The following is an 18,803-nucleotide window of genomic DNA, read 5'->3' as shown; positions in this document are numbered from 1 at the left end:
GCCGCGGGGCCCGTCACCGCGGAAATGCCGTGCCGATCCCGCGATCGCCGCGATGATGGAGTGGTGACGGCCGGACCGGAACGACTACTCGACGATCTGCTGCGCGCCACGGTGACCGCGGTACCGCCGGGTCCGCCGCGCGGCGGTGCCGACGCGGTCGTGCCCGGGAGCGCGATCACAGTCGCGACCTGTCTGGAGTTGTTCGACGCCCAGGCCACCAGCCGGCATCTGGATCTCACGGCCCGGCGACTCACCGCCGCCGGCACAGGCTTCTACAGCATCGGATCCAGTGGACACGAGGGCAATGTCGCACTCGCGCACGCGCTGCGACCCTCCGATCCGGCACTGTTGCACTACCGTTCGGGAGCGTTCTTCGTTCATCGCTGCCACCGGATCGCGGGGCTGGATCCGATCCGCGATGTGCTGCTCGGGGTGATCGCCGCCGCGGCGGAACCGATCGCGGGCGGGCGGCACAAGGTGTTCGGCAACCGGGCCGCGGCGGTGATTCCGCAGACCTCCACCATCGCCTCGCATCTGCCGCGGGCGGTCGGGCTGGCCTTCGCACTCGACCGTGCCCGGCGCCTGGGCCGAGACACGCCGTGGCCGGCGGACGCTGTCGTGCTGTGCACTCTCGGCGATGCCTCCGCCAACCACTCGACCGCCACCGGTGCCGTCAACACCGCGATTCACACCGCGCACCAGGGCATTCCGATGCCGGTGTTGTTCGTGTGCGAGGACAACGGCATCGGCATCAGTGTGCCCACTCCCCCGGACTGGATCGAAACGATCTACGGATCACGGCCGGGCCTGCGATATTTCGACGCCGATGGATCTGACCTGCTTGCCGCCCTGTCGGTTTCGGAGGAGGCCGCGCGCTGGGTGCGCGGCACCCGCCGACCTGCGATGCTGCGGCTGCGCACCGTCAGGTTGTTCGGGCACGCGGGATCGGATGTGGAGACCGCGTACCGGAGCGCGAGCGATATCGAGGCCGATCGTCGGCGCGATCCGGTGGCGGCGACCGCTCGCCTGCTGATCGAGGCCGGTGCGGCGAGCGCCGACCAGGTGCTGAGCCGCTACGACGCGATCGGCGCCCGGGTCGCGGCGATTGCCGCGCGGCTGGACGGGGCGCCGCGTCTGGCCTCGGCCGCCGAGGTGCGCGCACCACTGGCCTACCCGCCGGTTCGGCCCGGCATCACGACACCGACCGAAACCTTCACTACGACACCGGCTTCCGGTACGGCCGACGAAGTATCGCCGGACTCCGATCGCTCCCCCACGACCCTGGCGCAGTCGATCAACCATACTCTCGCCGTTCTACTCCGACACGATCCCGACCTGCTGGTCTTCGGTGAGGATGTGGGCCGCAAGGGTGGCGTATACGGCGTCACCAAGGGATTGCAGCGAACGTTCGGCGCACGGCGTGTCTTCGACACGCTCCTGGACGAACAGAGTGTGCTGGGTACCGCGCTGGGAGCGGGACTGGCGGGATTCGTGCCGATTCCGGAGATCCAATACCTGGCCTACCTCCACAACGCGCTCGACCAGATCCGCGGTGAGGCGGCGACCCTGTCGTACTTCTCCGCCGGGCAGTACCACAATCCGATGGTCGTGCGGATCGCCTCGTTCGCCTACCAGCGCGGCTTCGGCGGGCACTTCCACAACGACAATTCCGTTGCCGCACTGCGCGACATCCCCGGACTGGTGGTCGCGACGCCCGCGCGCGCCGACGATGCCGCGGCCCTGCTGCGCAGCTGTGTGGAGATCGCCCGCGCCGACGGAAGAGTATGCCTGTACCTCGAACCGATCGCGCTGTATCACACGCGGGATCTGTTCGAGTCCGGCGACGACCGCTGGTCGGCCGTTCCCAGCGAGGAGCCGGGCGCGTTCGCCCGAGCTCGAATCCACGGCGACGGTACCGATCTCACGATCGTCACCTTCGCCAACGGCGTGCCGATGAGCCTGCGCGCCGCGCGGCGACTGGCCGCCGCCGGCATTCACGCCCGCGTGCTCGACCTGCGCTGGCTCACACCGCTTCCCGTCGGCGATCTGCGCGACCACGCCACCGCGACCGGTGCGGTTCTCGTCGCCGACGAGACCCGCCGCAGCGGCGGTGTCTCGGAATCGGTGTGCGCGGCGCTGATCGACAGCGGCTTCGACGGACGCCTGGCACGGGTCACCAGTGACGACACGTTCGTACCGCTGGGCCCGGCCGCCGATCTGGTGCTGCTGAGCGAGACGGCGATCGTCACCGCGGCCACCCGGCTGCTGCGTCCCGCTCAAGATCCGACGTGACCGGCCGTCAGCGCGGGGTGACCGTCGTCGGCAGATTCGCGAATCCGCGATTATTGGAGGAGTGAATGCGGCGCGCTCCGGCCGGATCGATGTCGTAGTCGGCGACTCGCGAGCTGATCTCCCCGAGTGCGGTCCGAAGTTCCAGCAACCCCAGATTCGAGCCCAGGCAGTGATGACGTCCGCTGCCGAACACCAGCGCGTTGCCGGTGTCGCGATCGAGATCGAAGACGTCGGGCCGGTCGAAGACCTCGGGATCGCGATTGGCGGCCCCGGTCAGGAGCAGCATCCGCGCGCCCGCCGGAACGGTCACCCCGTGCAGTTCGATCGGCTCGGTGGTGGTGCGCAGCTGTGACTGGGTCGCCGGGTCGTAGCGCATGCCCTCGGCGATCCAGTCGTCGACGCGCCCCAGGGCCTCGACCCGCCGATCGGGATGCGACCACGCGGCGTGCCAGATATTGCCCAGAGTCAGCATGGTCGTTTCGATCCCGGCGCCGACCAGCAGGATCAGCACACCGACGATCTCCTCCGGGCTGAGCCGGTCATCACCGTCGGCGGCGTCCAACAGCCCCGACAGCAGATCGTCGGTGCGGTGCTTACTGCGTTCGATGGTCAGCTCGGTGTAGTAGCCGACGAGTGCGCCGATCGCTTGCATCGCCTCGGGCCGCAGATCGGTCGACTCCTCCTCGGTGTACATGATCTCCATCCCGAGTTTGCGCACCAGATCGCGATCCGCACTCGGAACACCGACCAGTTCGGAGATGACCTCGGTCGGATAGGGGCCCGCGAATTCGGTCATCAGGTCGAAACTGCCGCGTTCCAGCAGCGGTGCCAGCAGATCGGTCGCGATCTCCCGCAGTCTGGGTGCGAGCGCCTGCACCCGCCGGGCGGTGAACGCGCGCGTGACCAGGCCACGCATCCGGGTGTGCTTCGGCGGGTCCATCGCCACGAACGAGAAGAACTGCTCGGCCTGCGGCCCCCAGAACGCCGGTTCCATCCGCAACCCGTTGGCGCTCGAGTAACGATCCGAATCACGCAGCGCGGCAATGACATCGGCGTAGCGTGACAGCGCCCAGAAGTCGTCGTCGGTATTGCGGAACACCGGGGCCTGCGCCCGCAGTCGCGCGTACACGGGATAAGGGTCGTCGTGGATGCCGAAATCGTACGGACTGAATTGCACTGACATCTTCGAGCCTCCCCAGCCGCACGGCAGGTTGCCGCGCCGGTTCGTCATCCGAGCTGACAGGATGACAGTAGTCGATCACCGCGCGTCGTCGACGACGAGAGGAGAGATGTCATGGAACCGGAAAACGGATCACAGGGTCCACACGTGGATCCGGTGGCTCCCCCCGGAATCGACATCACCACTCCGCATCCAGCCCGCCGCTACGACTACTGGCTGGGCGGTAAGGACAATTTCGAGGCCGATCGCGCGTCCGCCGAGGCTGTCGCGGAGGCCTTCCCCAGTGTCCAGATCGCCGCGCTCGAGAACCGCGCGTTCCTGCACCGGGCCGTCGGGTACCTGGCCACACAGGCCGGAATACGCCAGTTCCTCGATCTGGGAGCCGGGCTGCCGACCGCGGGCAATGTCCACGAGATCGCCCAGGCGGCGGCGCCCGAATCTCGCATCGTCTACGTCGACAACGACCCGATCGTGGCCCTGCACGCCCAGAGTCTGCTCGACTCCACCGCCGCCGGCGCTACCACGTATCTGCAGGCCGACGCCCGCGACCCGGAGCGGATTCTGACCCATCCGGATGTGCTCGCCACTGTGGACCCGTCCCGGCCGATGGCGCTGATCATGCTCGCGGTGGTGCACTTCTTCACCGACGACGACCGGCCGTTGGAGGTGGTACGGCGATTGACCGACGCCCTGGCGCCGGGCAGCTATCTGGTGATGTCGCACGCGACCAGCGATCACCTGTCCGAGGAGGACCTCGCCGAGAGCGTGCGGGCCAACAAGCGCAGCGGCATTCCGTTCCAGCTGCGTTCGACCGCCGAGTTCGGCCGCTTCTTCACCGGTCTGGAACTGGTCGACCCCGGAATCGTGTCGGTCATCAACTGGCCCACCGAGTCCCACCGCCCCCACCCGCGGCCGGAAGCGGTGTCCATGCTCGGCGCGGTGGCCCGCAAGCCCTGAGGTCGAACACCTGATCTCATACGTCGGCCCCGGTACCGCCATTGGTACCGGGGCCGACATGTTGTGCTCGAGGCGGTTGAGCGCCCGCGGCGATCAGGGCAGCGGGCCACCGGCGGCGATCGCCGACAGGGTGGCGAATTCGTCACCCTTCAGCGAGGCGCCACCGACGAGAGCACCGTCGATATCGGGCGATGCGATCAATTCGCCGACGTTCTTGGCGTTCACGGAGCCGCCGTAGAGGATGCGGACACTCGCCGCGACCTCTTCACCGGCCAGATCCACCAATTCGGTCCGCAGCGCACCGCAGACTTCCTGCGCATCCGCCGGGGTCGCGACACGACCGGTGCCGATAGCCCAGACGGGTTCGTAGGCGATGACGACCTTGGCGATCTGTTCCGCGGTCAGGCCCTTGAGCGAACCGCGCAACTGCTCGAGGTTGTACGCGACATGAGTCTGCGCCTCGCGCACACCCAGGCCCTCACCGATGCAGACGATCGGCGTCATCTCGTACTGCAGCACCTTCTTGGCCTTCGCCAGCACGGTGGCGTCGTCCTCGTTGTGGTACTGCCGCCGCTCCGAATGGCCGACCACGACGAAACTGCACGACAGCTTCGCCAGCATGGCCGCACTGACCTCACCGGTGTAGGCGCCCGACTCGTGCACCGAGACATCCTGGGCACCGAAAGTGAGCCGCAACCGGTCGCCCTCGATGAGGGTCTGAATACTGCGGATATCGGTGTACGGCGGGATGACTGTGACATCCACCTTGTCGAAGTACTTGTCCGGCAGGGCGAATGCGATCTTCTGCACCAGAGCGATGGCCTCGAGGTGATTGAGGTTCATCTTCCAGTTACCGGCGATCAGCGGTTTGCGTGCCATGGTCACACCTGCCCGTCTTCGAGGACCGCGATGCCCGGAAGCTGCTTGCCCTCGAGATACTCCAGCGAGGCGCCGCCACCGGTGGAGATATGGGAGAACCCGTCCTCCGGCAGGCCGAGTGTGCGCACGGCCGCGGCCGAGTCGCCACCACCGACCACGGTGAACGCGCCCTTGCCGGTGGCCGTCACGATGGCCTCGGCGACCGCCCGAGTGCCCGCGGCGAACGCCTCGAACTCGAACACACCCATCGGGCCGTTCCAGAACACCGTCTTCGCCTCGGTCAGCAGGGCGGCGAACCGCTTCGCGGACTCGGGGCCGATGTCCAGGCCCATCCAGCCATCGGGAATCTCGTTGGCCGCCACCGTCTTCGACTCCGCGCCGGCCGCGAATTCATCGGCCGCCACGATGTCCACCGGCAGGTGGATGACGTCGGCGAAACGCTCCAGCAGATCCTTGCAGGTGTCGATCATCTCCTCCTGCAGCAGTGAGGATCCGACCGAGATGCCTTGCGCGGCAAGGAAGGTGAAGCACATGCCGCCGCCGATGACCAGGGTGTCGACCTTGGGGGCCAGCGCCTCGATGACAGCGAGCTTGTCCGACACCTTGGAACCACCCAGCACGACCGCATAGGGGCGCTCGGTCTCGGTGGTGAGCTTGCGCAGCACGTCGACCTCCGCTGCCACCAGTGTGCCCGCGTAGTGCGGCAGCAGCTGTGCCACGTCGTAGACCGAGGCCTGCTTGCGATGCACCACACCGAATCCGTCGGAGACGAACGCGCCGTCGTCACCGACCAGCTCCACGAGCGCACGAGCCAGCTTCTGCCGCTGCGCGTCGTCCTTGCTGGTCTCGCGCGGATCGAAGCGAATGTTCTCCAGCAGCAGCACATCACCGTCGGTGAGGCCCTCCGAACGCGCGAGCGCGTCCTGGCCCACCACATCGCCGGCGAGCTGCACGTTGCGGCCCAGCTCTTCGCCGAGCTTCGCGGCCACGGGCGCCAGCGACAGTGCCGGATCCGGCTCACCCTTCGGGCGGCCCAGATGAGCGGTGACGACGACCTTGGCCCCGGCCTCGGCCAGCGCCTTGATAGTGGGGACCGAGGCCAGGATGCGGCCCGGGTCGGTGATCACGCCGTTGTCGAGGGGGACGTTCAGGTCGGAGCGCACGAGCACGCCCCGACCCTCGACACCCTCGGCCAGGAGATCCTGAAGGGTCTTGACTGCCATGGGATTACAGCGACTTGCCGACGAGGCCGATCAGGTCCGCGAGGCGGTTGGAGTAGCCCCACTCGTTGTCGTACCACGACACGACCTTCACCTGGTCATCGATGACCTTGGTCAGCGGCGCGTCGTAGATCGACGAGTGCGGGTCGGTCACGATGTCGCTCGACACGATCGGGTCGACGTTGTACTTCAGGATGCCCTTCAGCGGGCCCTCCGCGGCGGCCTTGTAGGCGGCGTTGATCTCGTCGATCGAGGCCGACTTGCGCAGCGTAGCGGTCAGGTCGGTGACCGAGCCGGTCGGGACCGGCACGCGCAGGGCGTAACCGTCCAGCTTGCCCTGCAGCTCGGGCAGCACCAGGCCGATGGCCTTGGCGGCACCGGTACCGGTGGGCACGATGTTCAGCGCGGCGGCACGGGCACGACGCAGGTCGCTGTGCGGGCCGTCCTGCAGGTTCTGGTCCTGGGTGTAGGCGTGGATCGTGGTCATGAGGCCACGCTCGATGCCGAATTCGTCGTTGAGGACCTTGGCCAGCGGGCCGAGGCAGTTGGTGGTGCACGACGCGTTGGAGATGATGTTCTGGCTGCCGTCGTACTGGCTGTCGTTGACACCCATGACCACGGTCAGGTCCTCACCCTTGGCGGGCGCGGAGATGATGACCTTCTTGGCGCCCGCGGCCAGATGCCCCTTGGCCTTGGTCGCGTCGGTGAAGATACCGGTCGACTCGACGACCACGTCGACACCCAGATCGCCCCACGGCAGTGCGGACGGGCCCTCCTTGATGGCCAGCGCCTTGATCCGCTGGTCGCCGACCACGATGGTGTCGTCACCGTCGAGCGAGACGTCCTGCGGCAGCCGGCCGAGGATCGAGTCGTACTTCAGCAGCGTGGCCAGGGTCGCGTTGTCGGTGAGGTCGTTGACCGCGACGATCTCGATGTCGGTGGTGCCCAGCGCCTTCTGCGCCTCCACCGCCCGGAAGAAGTTACGTCCGATACGACCGAAGCCGTTGATGCCTACCCGGACAGTCACGTTATCGCTCCTCAGCTTTCAAGCGGATTCATTCCGATGCCAGACCACCCTAATGCCCGGCCATAACATCACGGACACGCCCCTCACGCAGTGAGCACGTCCTCGGGCCCACTACCACCGCGAACCGGTGACCGATCCACCAGGACCGCTCGTCGCGGCGTGCTCGAACCCCTGCCTCGAACACCCCCGCGGACCGTTTCCGGCCCACCGATTCGGATGCCCGACACTACCGCACCGGACCGGCCCCGACGGCAGGCCGCAGCACCGATTGTGGATGGCCACGAGCCTGTGGATACCGCACCGTTGCTGCGCCACAACGCGGTTCGCGAACCCCCGAACGACACGGGCCGCCGCTGACCGGAAGTCGGCGGTTCGCGGATTCAGGCGTCTTCGAGCAGCTCGGCGGTGACCGCCGACTCGGTATCGGGGATGCCGAGTTCCTTCGCGCGACGATCGGCCATCGACAGCAGGCGCCGGATACGACCGGCGACCGCGTCCTTGGTCATCGGCGGGTCGGCCAGCTGCCCCAGTTCCTCCAGTGAGGCCTGCCGGTGCTGCACCCGCAACCGTCCGGCCGCGGCCAGATGGTCGGGCACATCGTCGCCGAGGATCTCGAGCGCCCGCTCCACCCGGGCCGCGGCGGCCACCGCCGCACGTGCCGAGCGGCGCAGATTCGCGTCGTCGAAGTTGGCGAGGCGGTTCGCGGTGGCGCGGACCTCGCGCCGCATGCGGCGCTCCTCCCAGGTCAGGCGCGTGTCCTGCGCACCCATCCGGGTGAGCAGCGCACCGATGGCCTCACCGTCGCGGACCACTACCCGATCGGTACCGCGCACCTCGCGCCACTTCGCCGAGATACCCATTCGGCGGGCCGCGCCCACCAGCGCCTGGGCCGCTTCGAGACCGGGGCAGCTCACCTCGAGCGCCGACGAGCGCCCGGGCTCGGTCAGCGAACCGTGAGCCAGGAAGGCCCCACGCCACGCCGCTTCCGAATCGGTGATGCTGCCGCCGACGACCTGCGCGGGCAGACCCCGGACCGGGCGACCGCGCACATCGAGCAACCCGGTCTGGCGCGCCAGCGCCTCGCCTTCCTTGGACACCCGAACGACGTAGCGGGACGTCTTGCGCAATCCGCCGGCACCCAGCACGTGCACATCCGATCCGTAGCCGTAGAGCTCGAAGATCTCGCGGCGCAACCGCCGCGCGATCGAACCCATATCGACCTCTGCCTCGACGATCACCCGACCGCCCACGATGTGCAGACCACCGGCGAACCGGAGTAGTGCCGACAATTCCGCCTTGCGTGCGCTCACCTGCGAGACGGACAGACGGCTCAACTCGTCCTTCACCTCGGCTGTCATCGCCACGAGACCCGCTCCTTTCCACCCGACACGGACCGCACCTGCTGGACCGGATGCCGTCCTTCGACTCGAAGCCCTGCCAATTCCGGCCGAGGTTGGCGGATCACCTGATCCAGTGCGGCGGCCAACTTTCCAGGGTGGTGCCGGTCCGTCCCCGCCTCGGCGACATCAGCGAAGGTTACTCGCGCACGCAGCTGTTCGGCAGCTCTTGCCACATGTTCGCGCTCCCTACCCTCGGGTACGGAGCCGGAGTCCACCAACACATGGTCGACAGCGAAATCCGGTGCGTGCTGGGACAATACATGCACATGCCGCTCGGCGGAGAATCCTGTGGTCTCTCCGGGCTCGGCCGCCAGGTTCAGGACCAGCACTTTCACCGCCTGAGTTTGCATCAGCGCCGTCCGCAGATCGGGCACGAGCATATGCGGAATCACGCTGGTGAACCACGATCCCGGACCCAGTACGACGACGTCGGCGTGCCCGATCGCGGACGTCGCGTCGACACTGGCCGGCGGGTCGGACGGGATCAGCCGCACCCGGCGCACCTTCCCCGGCGTGGTCGCCACCGCCACCTGACCTCGGATGCAGCGACTCACCCTGGGGTCGGCCTCGAGGCCGGAGACATCGGCTTCGATCGTCAGCGCGGTCGGCGACATCGGCAGGACCCGGCCCGTACAGCGCAGGATCGCGCCCATCTCGTCGAGCGCGGCGACCGGGTCGCCGAGCACCTCGGCCAGTCCGGCCAGGACGAGGTTGCCGACCGAATGCCCGGCCAGCGCCCCGGTGCCACCGAAGCGGTGCTGGGCGGTGCGGGCCCAGACACCCTCGGGGTCCTCCGCGAGGGCGGCCAGGGCCATACGCAGGTCCCCCGGAGGCAGCATGCCCAGCTCGGAGCGCAGGCGCCCCGAGGATCCCCCGTCGTCTGCGACGGTGACGACGGCGGTGATCCGCTCGGTGAGCCGGCGCACGGCGGTCAGCGTCGCGTACAGCCCGTGCCCGCCCCCCAGCGCCACCACTGCGGGATCGCTCGCGGGATCCGGTTCCCGTTGTCCGTGTACGGAGGTGTCCTCGGCCGGTTCCGCGTCGCTCATTCGCGCCCCAGATCCCGGTGGACCACCCGCACGACATCGGTCGAGGCACTGTCGGGCCGGCCCAGCAGTTCACCCAGCTCCTCGGCTATCGCCACGCTGCGGTGCTTACCACCGGTACACCCCACTGCCACGGTCATATATCGCTTGCCCTCCTGGCGGTAGCCGCTGGTGGTCAGGTCGACCAGATGGCGGCAGGTATCGACGTAGTCCTCGGCGCCGGGCCGGGACAGAACGTACTCGCTGACCACATCATCCTGGCCGGTGTGTTCGCGCAGTTCCGGAATCCAGTGCGGATTCGGCAGGAATCGCACGTCGAAAACCATGTCGGCGTCCAGGGGGACGCCGTATTTGAATCCGAACGATTGGATGGTCACCTGCAGGGCCGCCGGGGCACCGCCACCGTAGGCCTCCTCGAGTTTGCGATGCAGCTGATGTACCGACAGCGCCGTCGTATCGATCACCAGATCGGCGGCGGTCTTCACCTTCGAGAGCGCACGCCGCTCGGCGGCGATCCCCTCCGACAGGGTGCCATCGGCACTCTCGCTCTGCAGCGGGTGCCGGCGGCGCGCGAAGCCGAACCGCCGGATCAGCACATCGTCGGACGCCTCGAGGAACAGCAGCCGGGTGCGCACTCCGTTGGCCCGCAACTGATCGGTCACACCGGACAGATCACCGGTGAAGAACCGGCTGCGCACGTCCATGACCAGGGCCAATTTCGTGATGGGCGGATCGGCCGCGGCACCCAGCTCGATCAGCCTGCCGATCAGTTCGGGCGGAAGGTTGTCCGCGACATACCAGCCCAGATCCTCGAGGACCCGGGCCGCCGTGCCACGGCCGGCACCGGACAGGCCGGTGACGATGACCACCTCCACCGGATGTGCATCGGGCCGCGTGCCAGTACTCGCGCTGGGGTTGGATTCGACGCTCGTCATGTCCTATCGGGTCCGTCCATGGCTGCCATTCGATCATCCTGCCCGCCCGTACCGGCCGCGGCGACGCACACACTGCGGGCGAAACCGAGCCGTGATCGAGACGTCATTCGGAGTTGAGTGCCGCGAGTACGGCCTTGGCCGTCGCCACCCCGATACCGGGCACCTCGGTGATTTCCTCCACCGTAGCCTGCTTGAGTTTGGCGACCGAACCGAAGTGGGTCACCAGCGCCGTGCGGCGCGCCTCACCGAGGCCGCGGACCGAGTCCAGCGCCGAGGCGGTCATCCGCCGGGAGCGCTTGCTGCGGTGGAAGGTGATGGCGAAGCGGTGGGCCTCATCGCGCACTCGCTGCAGCAGGAACAGCGATTCGCTGGTCCGCGGCATGATCACCGGATCGGGTTCGCCCGGCACCCACACCTCCTCCAGGCGCTTGGCCAGCCCGATCACCGCGACATCGGTGATACCCAGATCGTCGAGCACCTCGGCGGCCGCGGCCACCTGTGGGGCGCCACCGTCGACGACGTACAGATTCGGCGGATAGGAGAACTTGCGCGGGCGGCCGGTCCGGGGGTCGATTCCGGGCGGCAGATCCGCCGGTTCGGCCTCGATATCGGTCGTGCCCGGCGCCGCCGCCGACTCCTGCGGCGGTGGCCCGCTCAACTCGTCGAGGTCCCGGCGCAGCCGCTGGAACCGGCGTCGGGTCACCTCGGCGATACTCGCGACATCGTCGGAGCGGCCTTCGCCGGCAGCCTCCTTGATCGCGTAGTGGCGGTACTCGGATTTGCGCGGCAGACCGTCTTCGAACACCACCAGTGAAGCCACCACATCGGTGCCCTGCACATGGCTGATATCGACACATTCGATGCGCAGCGGTGCGCTGTCGAGATCGAGTGCGTCCTGAATGCCCTGTAGCGCAGCGGATCTCGCGGTCAGATCGCCGGCCCGCTTCAACTTGTGCTGGGCCAGCGCCTCGTGGGCGTTGCGCTGGACCGTCTCCATGAGCGCCTTCTTGTCGCCGCGTTGCGGCACCCGCAGGGCCACCGCGGAGCCGCGCAGATCCGACAGCCACCGCTGCACCTGCTCCGGATCACCGGGCAGTTCGGGCACCAGCACCTCGCGCGGAACCGCGGTGGCCGGGGTCTCGGTATCGGTGTGTTCGGCGAAAGCGGCCTGTTCACCGTAGAACTGGGTGACGAACTGCTCGACCAGGGCGGCCATCTCACCGGAACCGGCGGCGGTATCGGCGCCTTCGCCGCCCGGCCAGTTCGTATCGATCGCGTCGCCGGATTTGTCGACCACCCAGCCGCGCTGACCGCGTACCCGCCCGTCGCGGACGTGGAAGATCTGCACCGCGGCCTCGAGGTCGTCGGTGGCGAAGGCGATCACATCGGCATCGGTACCGGTGCCCAGCACCACCGCCTGCTTCTCGAGGGCACGTTTGAGCGCGGCCACATCGTCGCGCAGCCGGGCCGCGGTCTCGAAATCCAGATCCGCTGCCGCGGACTGCATCCGGCGTTCCAGTTCACGCACCATCCGATCGGTACGGCCGGCCAGGAAGTCGCAGAAGTCCTCCGCGATCCGGCGATGCTCGTCCGCGTCGACCCGGCCGATGCACGGCGCCGAACACTTGTCGATGTACCCGAGCAGGCACGGGCGTCCGATCTGGCTGTGCCGCTTGAAGACTCCCGCCGAGCAGGTCCGCACCGGGAAGACCCGCAACAGCAGATCCACGGTCTCACGAATAGCCCAGGCGTGCGCGTACGGCCCGAAGTAGCGCACCCCCTTCTTGCGCGCGCCGCGGTAGACGAATACCCGCGGATACTCCTCGTTCATGCTCACCGCGAGCATCGGGTAGGTCTTGTCGTCGCGGTAGCGCACGTTGAAGCGCGGATCGAATTCCTTGATCCAGTTGTATTCCAACTGCAGGGCTTCGACCTCGGTGGAGACCACCGTCCATTCCACGCTCGCGGCGGTGGTCACCATCTGCCGGGTGCGCGGATGCAGCGAGGACACATCGGCGAAGTAGGAATTCAGGCGGCTGCGCAGACTCTTGGCCTTACCGACATAGATCACCTGCCCGTAGGAGTCCCGGAATTTGTAGACGCCGGGTTCGACGGGAATGGTGCCCGGTGCGGGGCGATAGGTCGCGGGATCTGCCACGGGAACCAGGTTAACGACCGGCACCGACACCGGTCGCACGCCATGACCACGCACCGGCGCCGGCGATCGCGCCGCGTCGCGCGCCCGTCACCGATGCATCCGATGCGCACCGGCGATGATCGCGGCGCAGAGCGCCTGTTCGGGTTCCGACAACCGGCTGTGGCGCCGCAGCAGGACGAACTCCAGCTCCCCCAGTTCCGGCAGTTTCTCGTCCGCGACCGCGAAAAGCCCGGGCGGAAGCAGTGTTTCGGCATGGGCCACCACGCCGAGCCCGGCCAGCACCGCCGCCCGCAGGCCGAGCTGACTGTCACTGACGCACGCGATCCGCCAGGTCCTGCCCTCACGTTCGAGCGCACGCAGCGCCACGTGCCGGGTCAGGCTCGGCGGTGGATAGGTGACCACCGGAACCGGATCGGCGATCGGCCCGACCCCCGAGCGCCCGGCCCACACCAGCCGGTCGCGCCACAGCAGTTCACCGTGCCGCTCCCCCGGCAGCCGTTTGGCCACCATCAGATCCAGCTCCCCCGCGGCCATTCTGGTCTTGAGGTTCTCACTGAGCCCGACGATCAGTTCCAGATCCACTCCGGGATGGGAGCGCTGGAATTCCAGCAGCACATCGGGGAGTTCGCGGGCCACCAGATCGTCGGAGGCGCCCAGCCGGATCAGGCCGGTGAGCCTGGAATCGGAGAAGTAACGATCGGCCTCGGCCTGCGCGTCGAGGATCGTGCGCGCGAAACCGACCATGGCGGCGCCGTCTGCGGTCAGCGCCAGATTACGAGTGTCGCGGCGAATCAGTTCACGTCCGGCGGCCTGCTCCAGCCGGGCGATATGCCCGCTGACCGTGGATTGCCGCAGCCCCAGAATGCGGCCCGCGGCGGTGAATCCACCGGCCCGCTCCACCGCCAGGAAGGTACGCAGAAGTTCGGGGTCGAACATATTCATCACATTACGCGTTCATAGATATCGCTTCGATCGACTTTCACGATCAGTTGGACGGGCCGTACCGTAGCGTGGTGAGATTGCTGGCCAAACTCCGTATCGACGGATTCCTGCTGGGCTTGTTCGCCGCGATGGCCATCGGCCTGATCGTGCCCGCGCGCGGCGGTGCCGCCGACGTTCTGGAGTGGGCCACCAAGGTAGCGATCGCCGTACTGTTCCTGCTGTACGGAACCCGGCTCGAACCCCGCGAGGCACTCGCGGGCCTGCGGCACTGGCGCCTGCACACCACCGTGCTGACCGCGACATACGTGTTGTTCCCGCTGCTCGGACTCGCGATGCGACTGCTGGTTCCGACCGTCCTCACCGACGATCTCTACACCGGCATGCTCTATCTGTGCCTGCTGCCGTCCACGGTGCAGTCCTCGATCGCGTTCACCTCGATCGCGCGCGGCAATGTGGCGGCCGCGGTGGTGAGCGCGTCGGTGTCGAATCTGCTGGGCGTGTTCCTGACCCCGCTGCTGGTGATGCTGCTGATGCAGACCACCGGGAACGCTACCGTCTCCCCGATGTCGATCCTGCAGATCGTGGTCCAACTGCTGCTGCCGTTCATCGCGGGCCAGTTGTTGCGCCCCAAGCTGCATCGGATTCTGTCGCACACCACGCTCACCAAGGTGGTCGATCGCGGATCGGTCTATCTGGTTGTGTACTCGGCCTTCAGCGCCGGCATGGTCGAACACGTCTGGCAGGGCCTGGCGATCGGCCGGCTGCTGGCCGTCGTGGGCGTCGCGATCGTCCTGCTGGCGGTCGTGCTGGGGGTTACCACCGGCGTGGCGAGATTGTTCGGATTCGATCGCGCCGACCGGATCGTGGTGATCTTCTGCGGCTCCAAGAAGAGTCTCGCCACCGGCCTGCCGATGGCCACGGTGTTGTTCGCGGGGCATCCGGTGGGCTTGATCGTCCTGCCGCTGATGATCTTCCACCAGATCCAGCTCATCACCTGCGCCGCGCTGGCCGGACGGTGGGGACGTGCGGCCGACGAGCGCGAGGCGGCACGCACGGCGGCGGTGGCCGGCGATCCCGCGGTCTCGGCGATCACGCCCGTTCCGCGACCCTGACCGCGTCCCGCACGGGGCGCGGCCGCCCATCCACCTCCGCACGTAACGCCGTGGCCAGATCGCCGCGCTCACCGACCACCACGGCCTCGAGACCGAGCCACCTCGCCATCGCCCGCAGGGCCCCCGCCAGTTCGGACGCGATCCGGGCGTGCGGCCGGTCCGGCTCGGCGAAAGCCCCCGGCACGTGCAGCCGCCCGGTCGCGCGGTCGGCCCGCAGATCCACCCGGGCGACCAGCTCTCCGTCGAGCAGGAACGGGAAGACGTAGTAGCCGTGCACCCGCTTGTGCTCGGGGGTGTAGATCTCGATGCGGTAGTGGAAATCGAACAATCGCTCGGTGCGCGGCCGGAAGAAGATCAGCGGGTCGAACGGGCACAGCAGTGCCGCCCCCTCCACGCGGCGCGGCATGCGCGCACCGGCGCGCAGATAGGCCGGTCGATCCCAGCCGCGTACCTGCACCTGTTCGAGTTCGCCCGCGTCGACCAGCTCTGCCAGCGCCGGTTCACAATGACGCCGTCGCAGCCGGTAGTAGTCACACAGGTCGGCCTCGGTGGCGATGCCGAGCGCGTCGGCGGAGCGAAGGATCAACTCGCGCACCGCATCCGCCTCTTCGACCCGCTTACCCACCACCTCGGCCGGCAGGACGCGTTCGGTGAGATCGTAGTGACGCTGGAACCCGACCCGCTTGTCCACCGACAGCTGCCCCGTGGCGAACAACACCTCGCACACGACTTTGGTGTCGCTGTGGTTCCAGCCCCAATGATCCTTCCGCCGTGGACGATTCAGCTCCAGGTACCGCTCCACCTCGGCCGCGGTACCGGCCCCCATCTCCTCGATCACCGCCAGCACCCGATCGGGCAGCTCCGGATTCTGCGCCAGTACGCGTTCGGCATGGCCCCAGCGGCCGCGGCCCAGCCCAGCCATCCGCCACCGCATGAGCGGCCAGTCCTCGACCGGGATCAGCGCGGCCTCGTGCGCCCAGTACTCGACCAGCCGGCGTGGCCGGCGTGCGCTGTGCCCCCATGCCGCCTCGTCCAGTAGCTCACGGTCGTACGCGCCGATCCGGCTGAACACCGGGGCGTACTGCGCGCGCACCACCGCCGCGACCGAATCGAGTTGCAGCAGTTTGGTATCGCGCACGACGTTGAGCACCGACCGCCGGGTCGGGACGCTCCGGGAGCCGTCGGCCCGGCCTGCGGTGGTGGTGAATCCCTGGGCGGCGAGCGCGGCGCGACGGGCCGCGGCGACGGTGATGGTGCGCACGCACCGAATCTGCCATGAGCCACCGACAGATATGACCCGAGCAGGCCGCCGCACGATCGATATCTGCTACTTTGAACACGTTGGATACACGAATGTATCCATTCTGCACCCAATGCGGAGGAGCGCCCGTGGCGTCGTCACAGCCGGATGTCATCGTCGTCGGAGCCGGGCTGGCCGGACTCGTGGCCGCCTACGAACTGACCCGCGCCGGACGCCGGGTGCTGATCGTCGACCAGGAGAACCGCAACAATCTCGGCGGTCAGGCGTTCTGGTCGCTGGGCGGGCTGTTCTTCGTAGACAGCCCCGAACAGCGCCGCCTCGGCATCAAGGATTCTTTCGCCCTGGCCTGGCAGGACTGGGAGGGATCGGCCGGATTCGATCGCGACGACGAGGATCTCTGGGCACGGCAGTGGGCCCGCGCCTATGTCGAGTTCGCCGCCGGAGACAAGCGGCGGTACCTGCACGATCTGGGGCTGCGGGTCACCCCGCTGGTGGGCTGGGCCGAGCGCGGCGGCGCCACCGCCGACGGGCACGGCAATTCGGTTCCGCGTTTTCATCTCACCTGGGGTACCGGACCGGAGGTACTCCGCGTTTTCCTGGAACCGGTGCTGGCCGCCGAGCAGCGCGGACTGGTCGAATTCGCCTTCCGCCATCGGGTCGACGAACTGATCGTCGAGGACGACGCCGTAGTGGGGGTGCGCGGCGGCGTCCTCGAACCGAGCGAACTCGATCGCGGTGTGGCGTCGTCACGAACGATGGTGGGCGAGTTCGAATTTCGCGCGGCAGCGGTCCTGGTTTCGTCCGGCGGTATCGGCCACAATCACGATCTGATCCGGGCGAACTGGCCCGCCGACCGCCTCGGTCCCTGCCCACAGACCATGATCTCCGGTGTGCCGGCCCATGTCGACGGGCGCATGCTGGCGATTTCGGAGGCCGCGGGCGGGCGCATCGTCAATCGTGACCGGATGTGGCACTACACCGAGGGCATCAACAACTGGGATCCGATCTGGCCCGATCACGCCATTCGCATCATTCCCGGACCGTCGTCGCTGTGGTTCGACGCGAACGGAAAGCGTTTGCCCGCACCGTGTTTCCCCGGCTTCGACACCAACGCCACGATGCGCGAGATCCTGTCCACCGGATACGACTACTCCTGGTTCGTGCTCACCCAGTCGATCATCGAGAAGGAGTTCGCGCTCTCGGGATCGGAGCAGAATCCCGATATCACCGGCAAGGATCTCAAGCTCACCCTCAAGAGCCGGGCCGCCAAGGGCGCACCCGGCCCGGTCGAGGCGTTCAAGAAGCATGGTGTCGACTTCGTGGTCGCCGATACCCTGGCCGAACTGGTACGCGGCATGAACGAGATCACCCGCGGCCCACTGCTGGATCTCGCAGATATGGAGCGCCAGATCGTCGCGCGCGACCGCGAACTGGACAACAAGTACAGCAAGGACGCGCAGCTGATGGCGGTGGCGAACGCCCGCCGGTCCCTGGGCGACAAACTCGGCCGGGTCGCGGCACCGCATCGCATCCTCGATCCCGCCCACGGCCCGCTCATCGCGGTCCGCCTGAACATCCTGACCCGCAAGACCCTGGGCGGCTTGCAGACCGATCTGGATTCACAGGTGATCCGCGCCGACGGGACACCGTTCCCAGGGCTGTACGCGGCCGGCGAGGTCGCCGGATTCGGCGGCGGCGGCGTGCACGGATACAACGCCCTCGAGGGCACCTTCCTGGGCGGGTGCATCTTCTCCGGGCGCGCGGCCGGACGCGCGATGGCTCGCCTGCCGCGCTGATGATGCCGCCCGGGTGGCGGTCAGCCCGCCACGATGCTCTTGGCGCCCACCGCCCGGGTCAGGCTGAAGATCGGCAGCCCGATCACCAGATGTTCGATTGCGGTGGAGACGCCCACCCAGATGTCGTTGGACAGGGTCAGCGGGATGATCACCGCGGCGGCGATGAGAATTCCCACGATCCAGGCGAAGAACATATCCGGTGACGGCGTGCCCAGATGCAGCAGGTACCAGAGCACACCGGCCAGCAGGGCGCACATGAACGCCACCACGGCGAACCAGTAGCCCTGCTCGGCCATCGGATTCCAGACCCCGAACTTGCCGCTCTCGGTGGCACGAGTGGCCACGACGTCGATGATCCACGCACACAGCCAGGCCGCCAGCGCGGTCACCACCGCCGTGGCGAGCACGCCGCCGGCGAACATGCCGAGATTGATCTCGGGCTCTCGCCGCGGCGCGGGCTGCCCGCCGGGCGATCGATAGGGCTGCTGATATCCGGGTTCCTGGTAACTACCCGGTTGATAACCACTGTCGTATCGCGTCGTGTGCGGGTCACGCGGATCGTGTGGGTGCACCGCCGATCACCTCCGTCGAGAATGTG

15 protein-coding genes are annotated in these 18,803 nt (G+C 67.9%); 4 read left to right on the top strand and 11 right to left on the bottom strand.

Features of this window, described 5'->3' with window-relative positions:
• The first annotated feature begins 63 nt into the window (after nucleotides 1–63).
• The gene (locus LKD76_RS14400; protein ID WP_372465808.1) at nucleotides 64–2,292 is read left to right on the top strand and encodes a thiamine pyrophosphate-dependent enzyme; all 2,229 of its coding nucleotides are present in this window, start codon (nucleotides 64–66) and stop codon (nucleotides 2,290–2,292) included.
• Between the two features lie 7 nt (nucleotides 2,293–2,299).
• On the opposite strand, the gene LKD76_RS14395 is transcribed toward LKD76_RS14400, so the two are convergent.
• Entirely contained in the window at nucleotides 2,300–3,475 is a 1,176-nt protein-coding gene (locus tag LKD76_RS14395) for a cytochrome P450 (protein ID WP_227981833.1), read from the bottom strand.
• A gap of 111 nt (nucleotides 3,476–3,586) precedes the next feature.
• On the opposite strand from LKD76_RS14395, the gene LKD76_RS14390 reads away from it, so the two are divergent.
• Nucleotides 3,587–4,429: an SAM-dependent methyltransferase gene (locus LKD76_RS14390; RefSeq protein ID WP_227981832.1), complete on the top strand. Its 843-nt coding sequence runs from the start codon at nucleotides 3,587–3,589 to the stop codon at nucleotides 4,427–4,429.
• Nucleotides 4,430–4,522: 93 nt separating this feature from the next.
• Here LKD76_RS14390 and tpiA read toward each other — a convergent pair whose 3' ends face one another.
• The 8 genes from tpiA to LKD76_RS14350 form a co-directional block, all read right to left on the bottom strand.
• Entirely contained in the window at nucleotides 4,523–5,308 is a 786-nt protein-coding gene (gene tpiA, locus LKD76_RS14385; protein WP_227981831.1) for a triose-phosphate isomerase, read from the bottom strand.
• A 2-nt stretch (nucleotides 5,309–5,310) separates the two neighbouring features.
• On the bottom strand, nucleotides 5,311–6,531 hold the full coding sequence (locus LKD76_RS14380) for a phosphoglycerate kinase (RefSeq protein ID WP_227981830.1): 1,221 nt from the start codon (nucleotides 6,529–6,531) through the stop codon (nucleotides 5,311–5,313).
• Nucleotides 6,532–6,535: 4 nt separating this feature from the next.
• A complete protein-coding gene (gap, locus tag LKD76_RS14375; protein WP_030514032.1) occupies nucleotides 6,536–7,555 on the bottom strand; it encodes a type I glyceraldehyde-3-phosphate dehydrogenase in 1,020 nt (339 codons plus the stop codon).
• Between the two features lie 380 nt (nucleotides 7,556–7,935).
• The gene (whiA, locus tag LKD76_RS14370; RefSeq protein WP_025350672.1) at nucleotides 7,936–8,919 is read right to left on the bottom strand and encodes a DNA-binding protein WhiA; all 984 of its coding nucleotides are present in this window, start codon (nucleotides 8,917–8,919) and stop codon (nucleotides 7,936–7,938) included.
• The gene (locus tag LKD76_RS14365; RefSeq protein ID WP_227981829.1) at nucleotides 8,910–10,004 is read right to left on the bottom strand and encodes a gluconeogenesis factor YvcK family protein; all 1,095 of its coding nucleotides are present in this window, start codon (nucleotides 10,002–10,004) and stop codon (nucleotides 8,910–8,912) included. Before LKD76_RS14365 ends, whiA begins: the two co-directional genes overlap by 10 nt.
• On the bottom strand, nucleotides 10,001–10,936 hold the full coding sequence (gene rapZ, locus LKD76_RS14360; RefSeq protein WP_227981828.1) for an RNase adapter RapZ: 936 nt from the start codon (nucleotides 10,934–10,936) through the stop codon (nucleotides 10,001–10,003). The genes LKD76_RS14365 and rapZ overlap by 4 nt, the downstream gene beginning before the upstream one ends.
• Before the next feature lie 103 nt (nucleotides 10,937–11,039).
• Complete coding sequence (gene uvrC / locus LKD76_RS14355) at nucleotides 11,040–13,094, bottom strand: excinuclease ABC subunit UvrC (RefSeq protein WP_227981827.1); 2,055 nt, start codon at nucleotides 13,092–13,094, stop codon at nucleotides 11,040–11,042.
• 87 nt (nucleotides 13,095–13,181) lie between these two features.
• Entirely contained in the window at nucleotides 13,182–14,036 is an 855-nt protein-coding gene (locus tag LKD76_RS14350) for a LysR family transcriptional regulator (protein ID WP_227981826.1), read from the bottom strand.
• Nucleotides 14,037–14,107: 71 nt separating this feature from the next.
• Between LKD76_RS14350 and LKD76_RS14345 the strand changes: the two genes are divergently transcribed.
• Nucleotides 14,108–15,148, top strand: a complete 1,041-nt coding sequence (locus tag LKD76_RS14345; protein WP_227981825.1) for a bile acid:sodium symporter family protein — start codon at nucleotides 14,108–14,110, stop codon at nucleotides 15,146–15,148.
• On the opposite strand, the gene LKD76_RS14340 is transcribed toward LKD76_RS14345, so the two are convergent.
• On the bottom strand, nucleotides 15,126–16,409 hold the full coding sequence (locus tag LKD76_RS14340; RefSeq protein ID WP_227981824.1) for a winged helix-turn-helix domain-containing protein: 1,284 nt from the start codon (nucleotides 16,407–16,409) through the stop codon (nucleotides 15,126–15,128). The two genes, LKD76_RS14345 and LKD76_RS14340, sit on opposite strands and share 23 nt — an antisense overlap.
• A gap of 128 nt (nucleotides 16,410–16,537) precedes the next feature.
• Between LKD76_RS14340 and LKD76_RS14335 the strand changes: the two genes are divergently transcribed.
• Nucleotides 16,538–18,205, top strand: coding sequence for an FAD-binding dehydrogenase (locus LKD76_RS14335; protein ID WP_227981823.1), 1,668 nt, complete (start codon nucleotides 16,538–16,540; stop codon nucleotides 18,203–18,205).
• A 20-nt stretch (nucleotides 18,206–18,225) separates the two neighbouring features.
• On the opposite strand, the gene LKD76_RS14330 is transcribed toward LKD76_RS14335, so the two are convergent.
• Nucleotides 18,226–18,777, bottom strand: coding sequence for a hypothetical protein (locus tag LKD76_RS14330; RefSeq protein ID WP_227981822.1), 552 nt, complete (start codon nucleotides 18,775–18,777; stop codon nucleotides 18,226–18,228).
• Between the last annotated feature and the right edge of the window lie 26 nt (nucleotides 18,778–18,803).

This window comes from Nocardia spumae, from assembly GCF_020733635.1.
Taxonomy (GTDB): Bacteria; Actinomycetota; Actinomycetes; order Mycobacteriales; family Mycobacteriaceae; genus Nocardia; species Nocardia spumae.
This window is presented reverse-complemented; position numbering and strand designations above follow the sequence as displayed.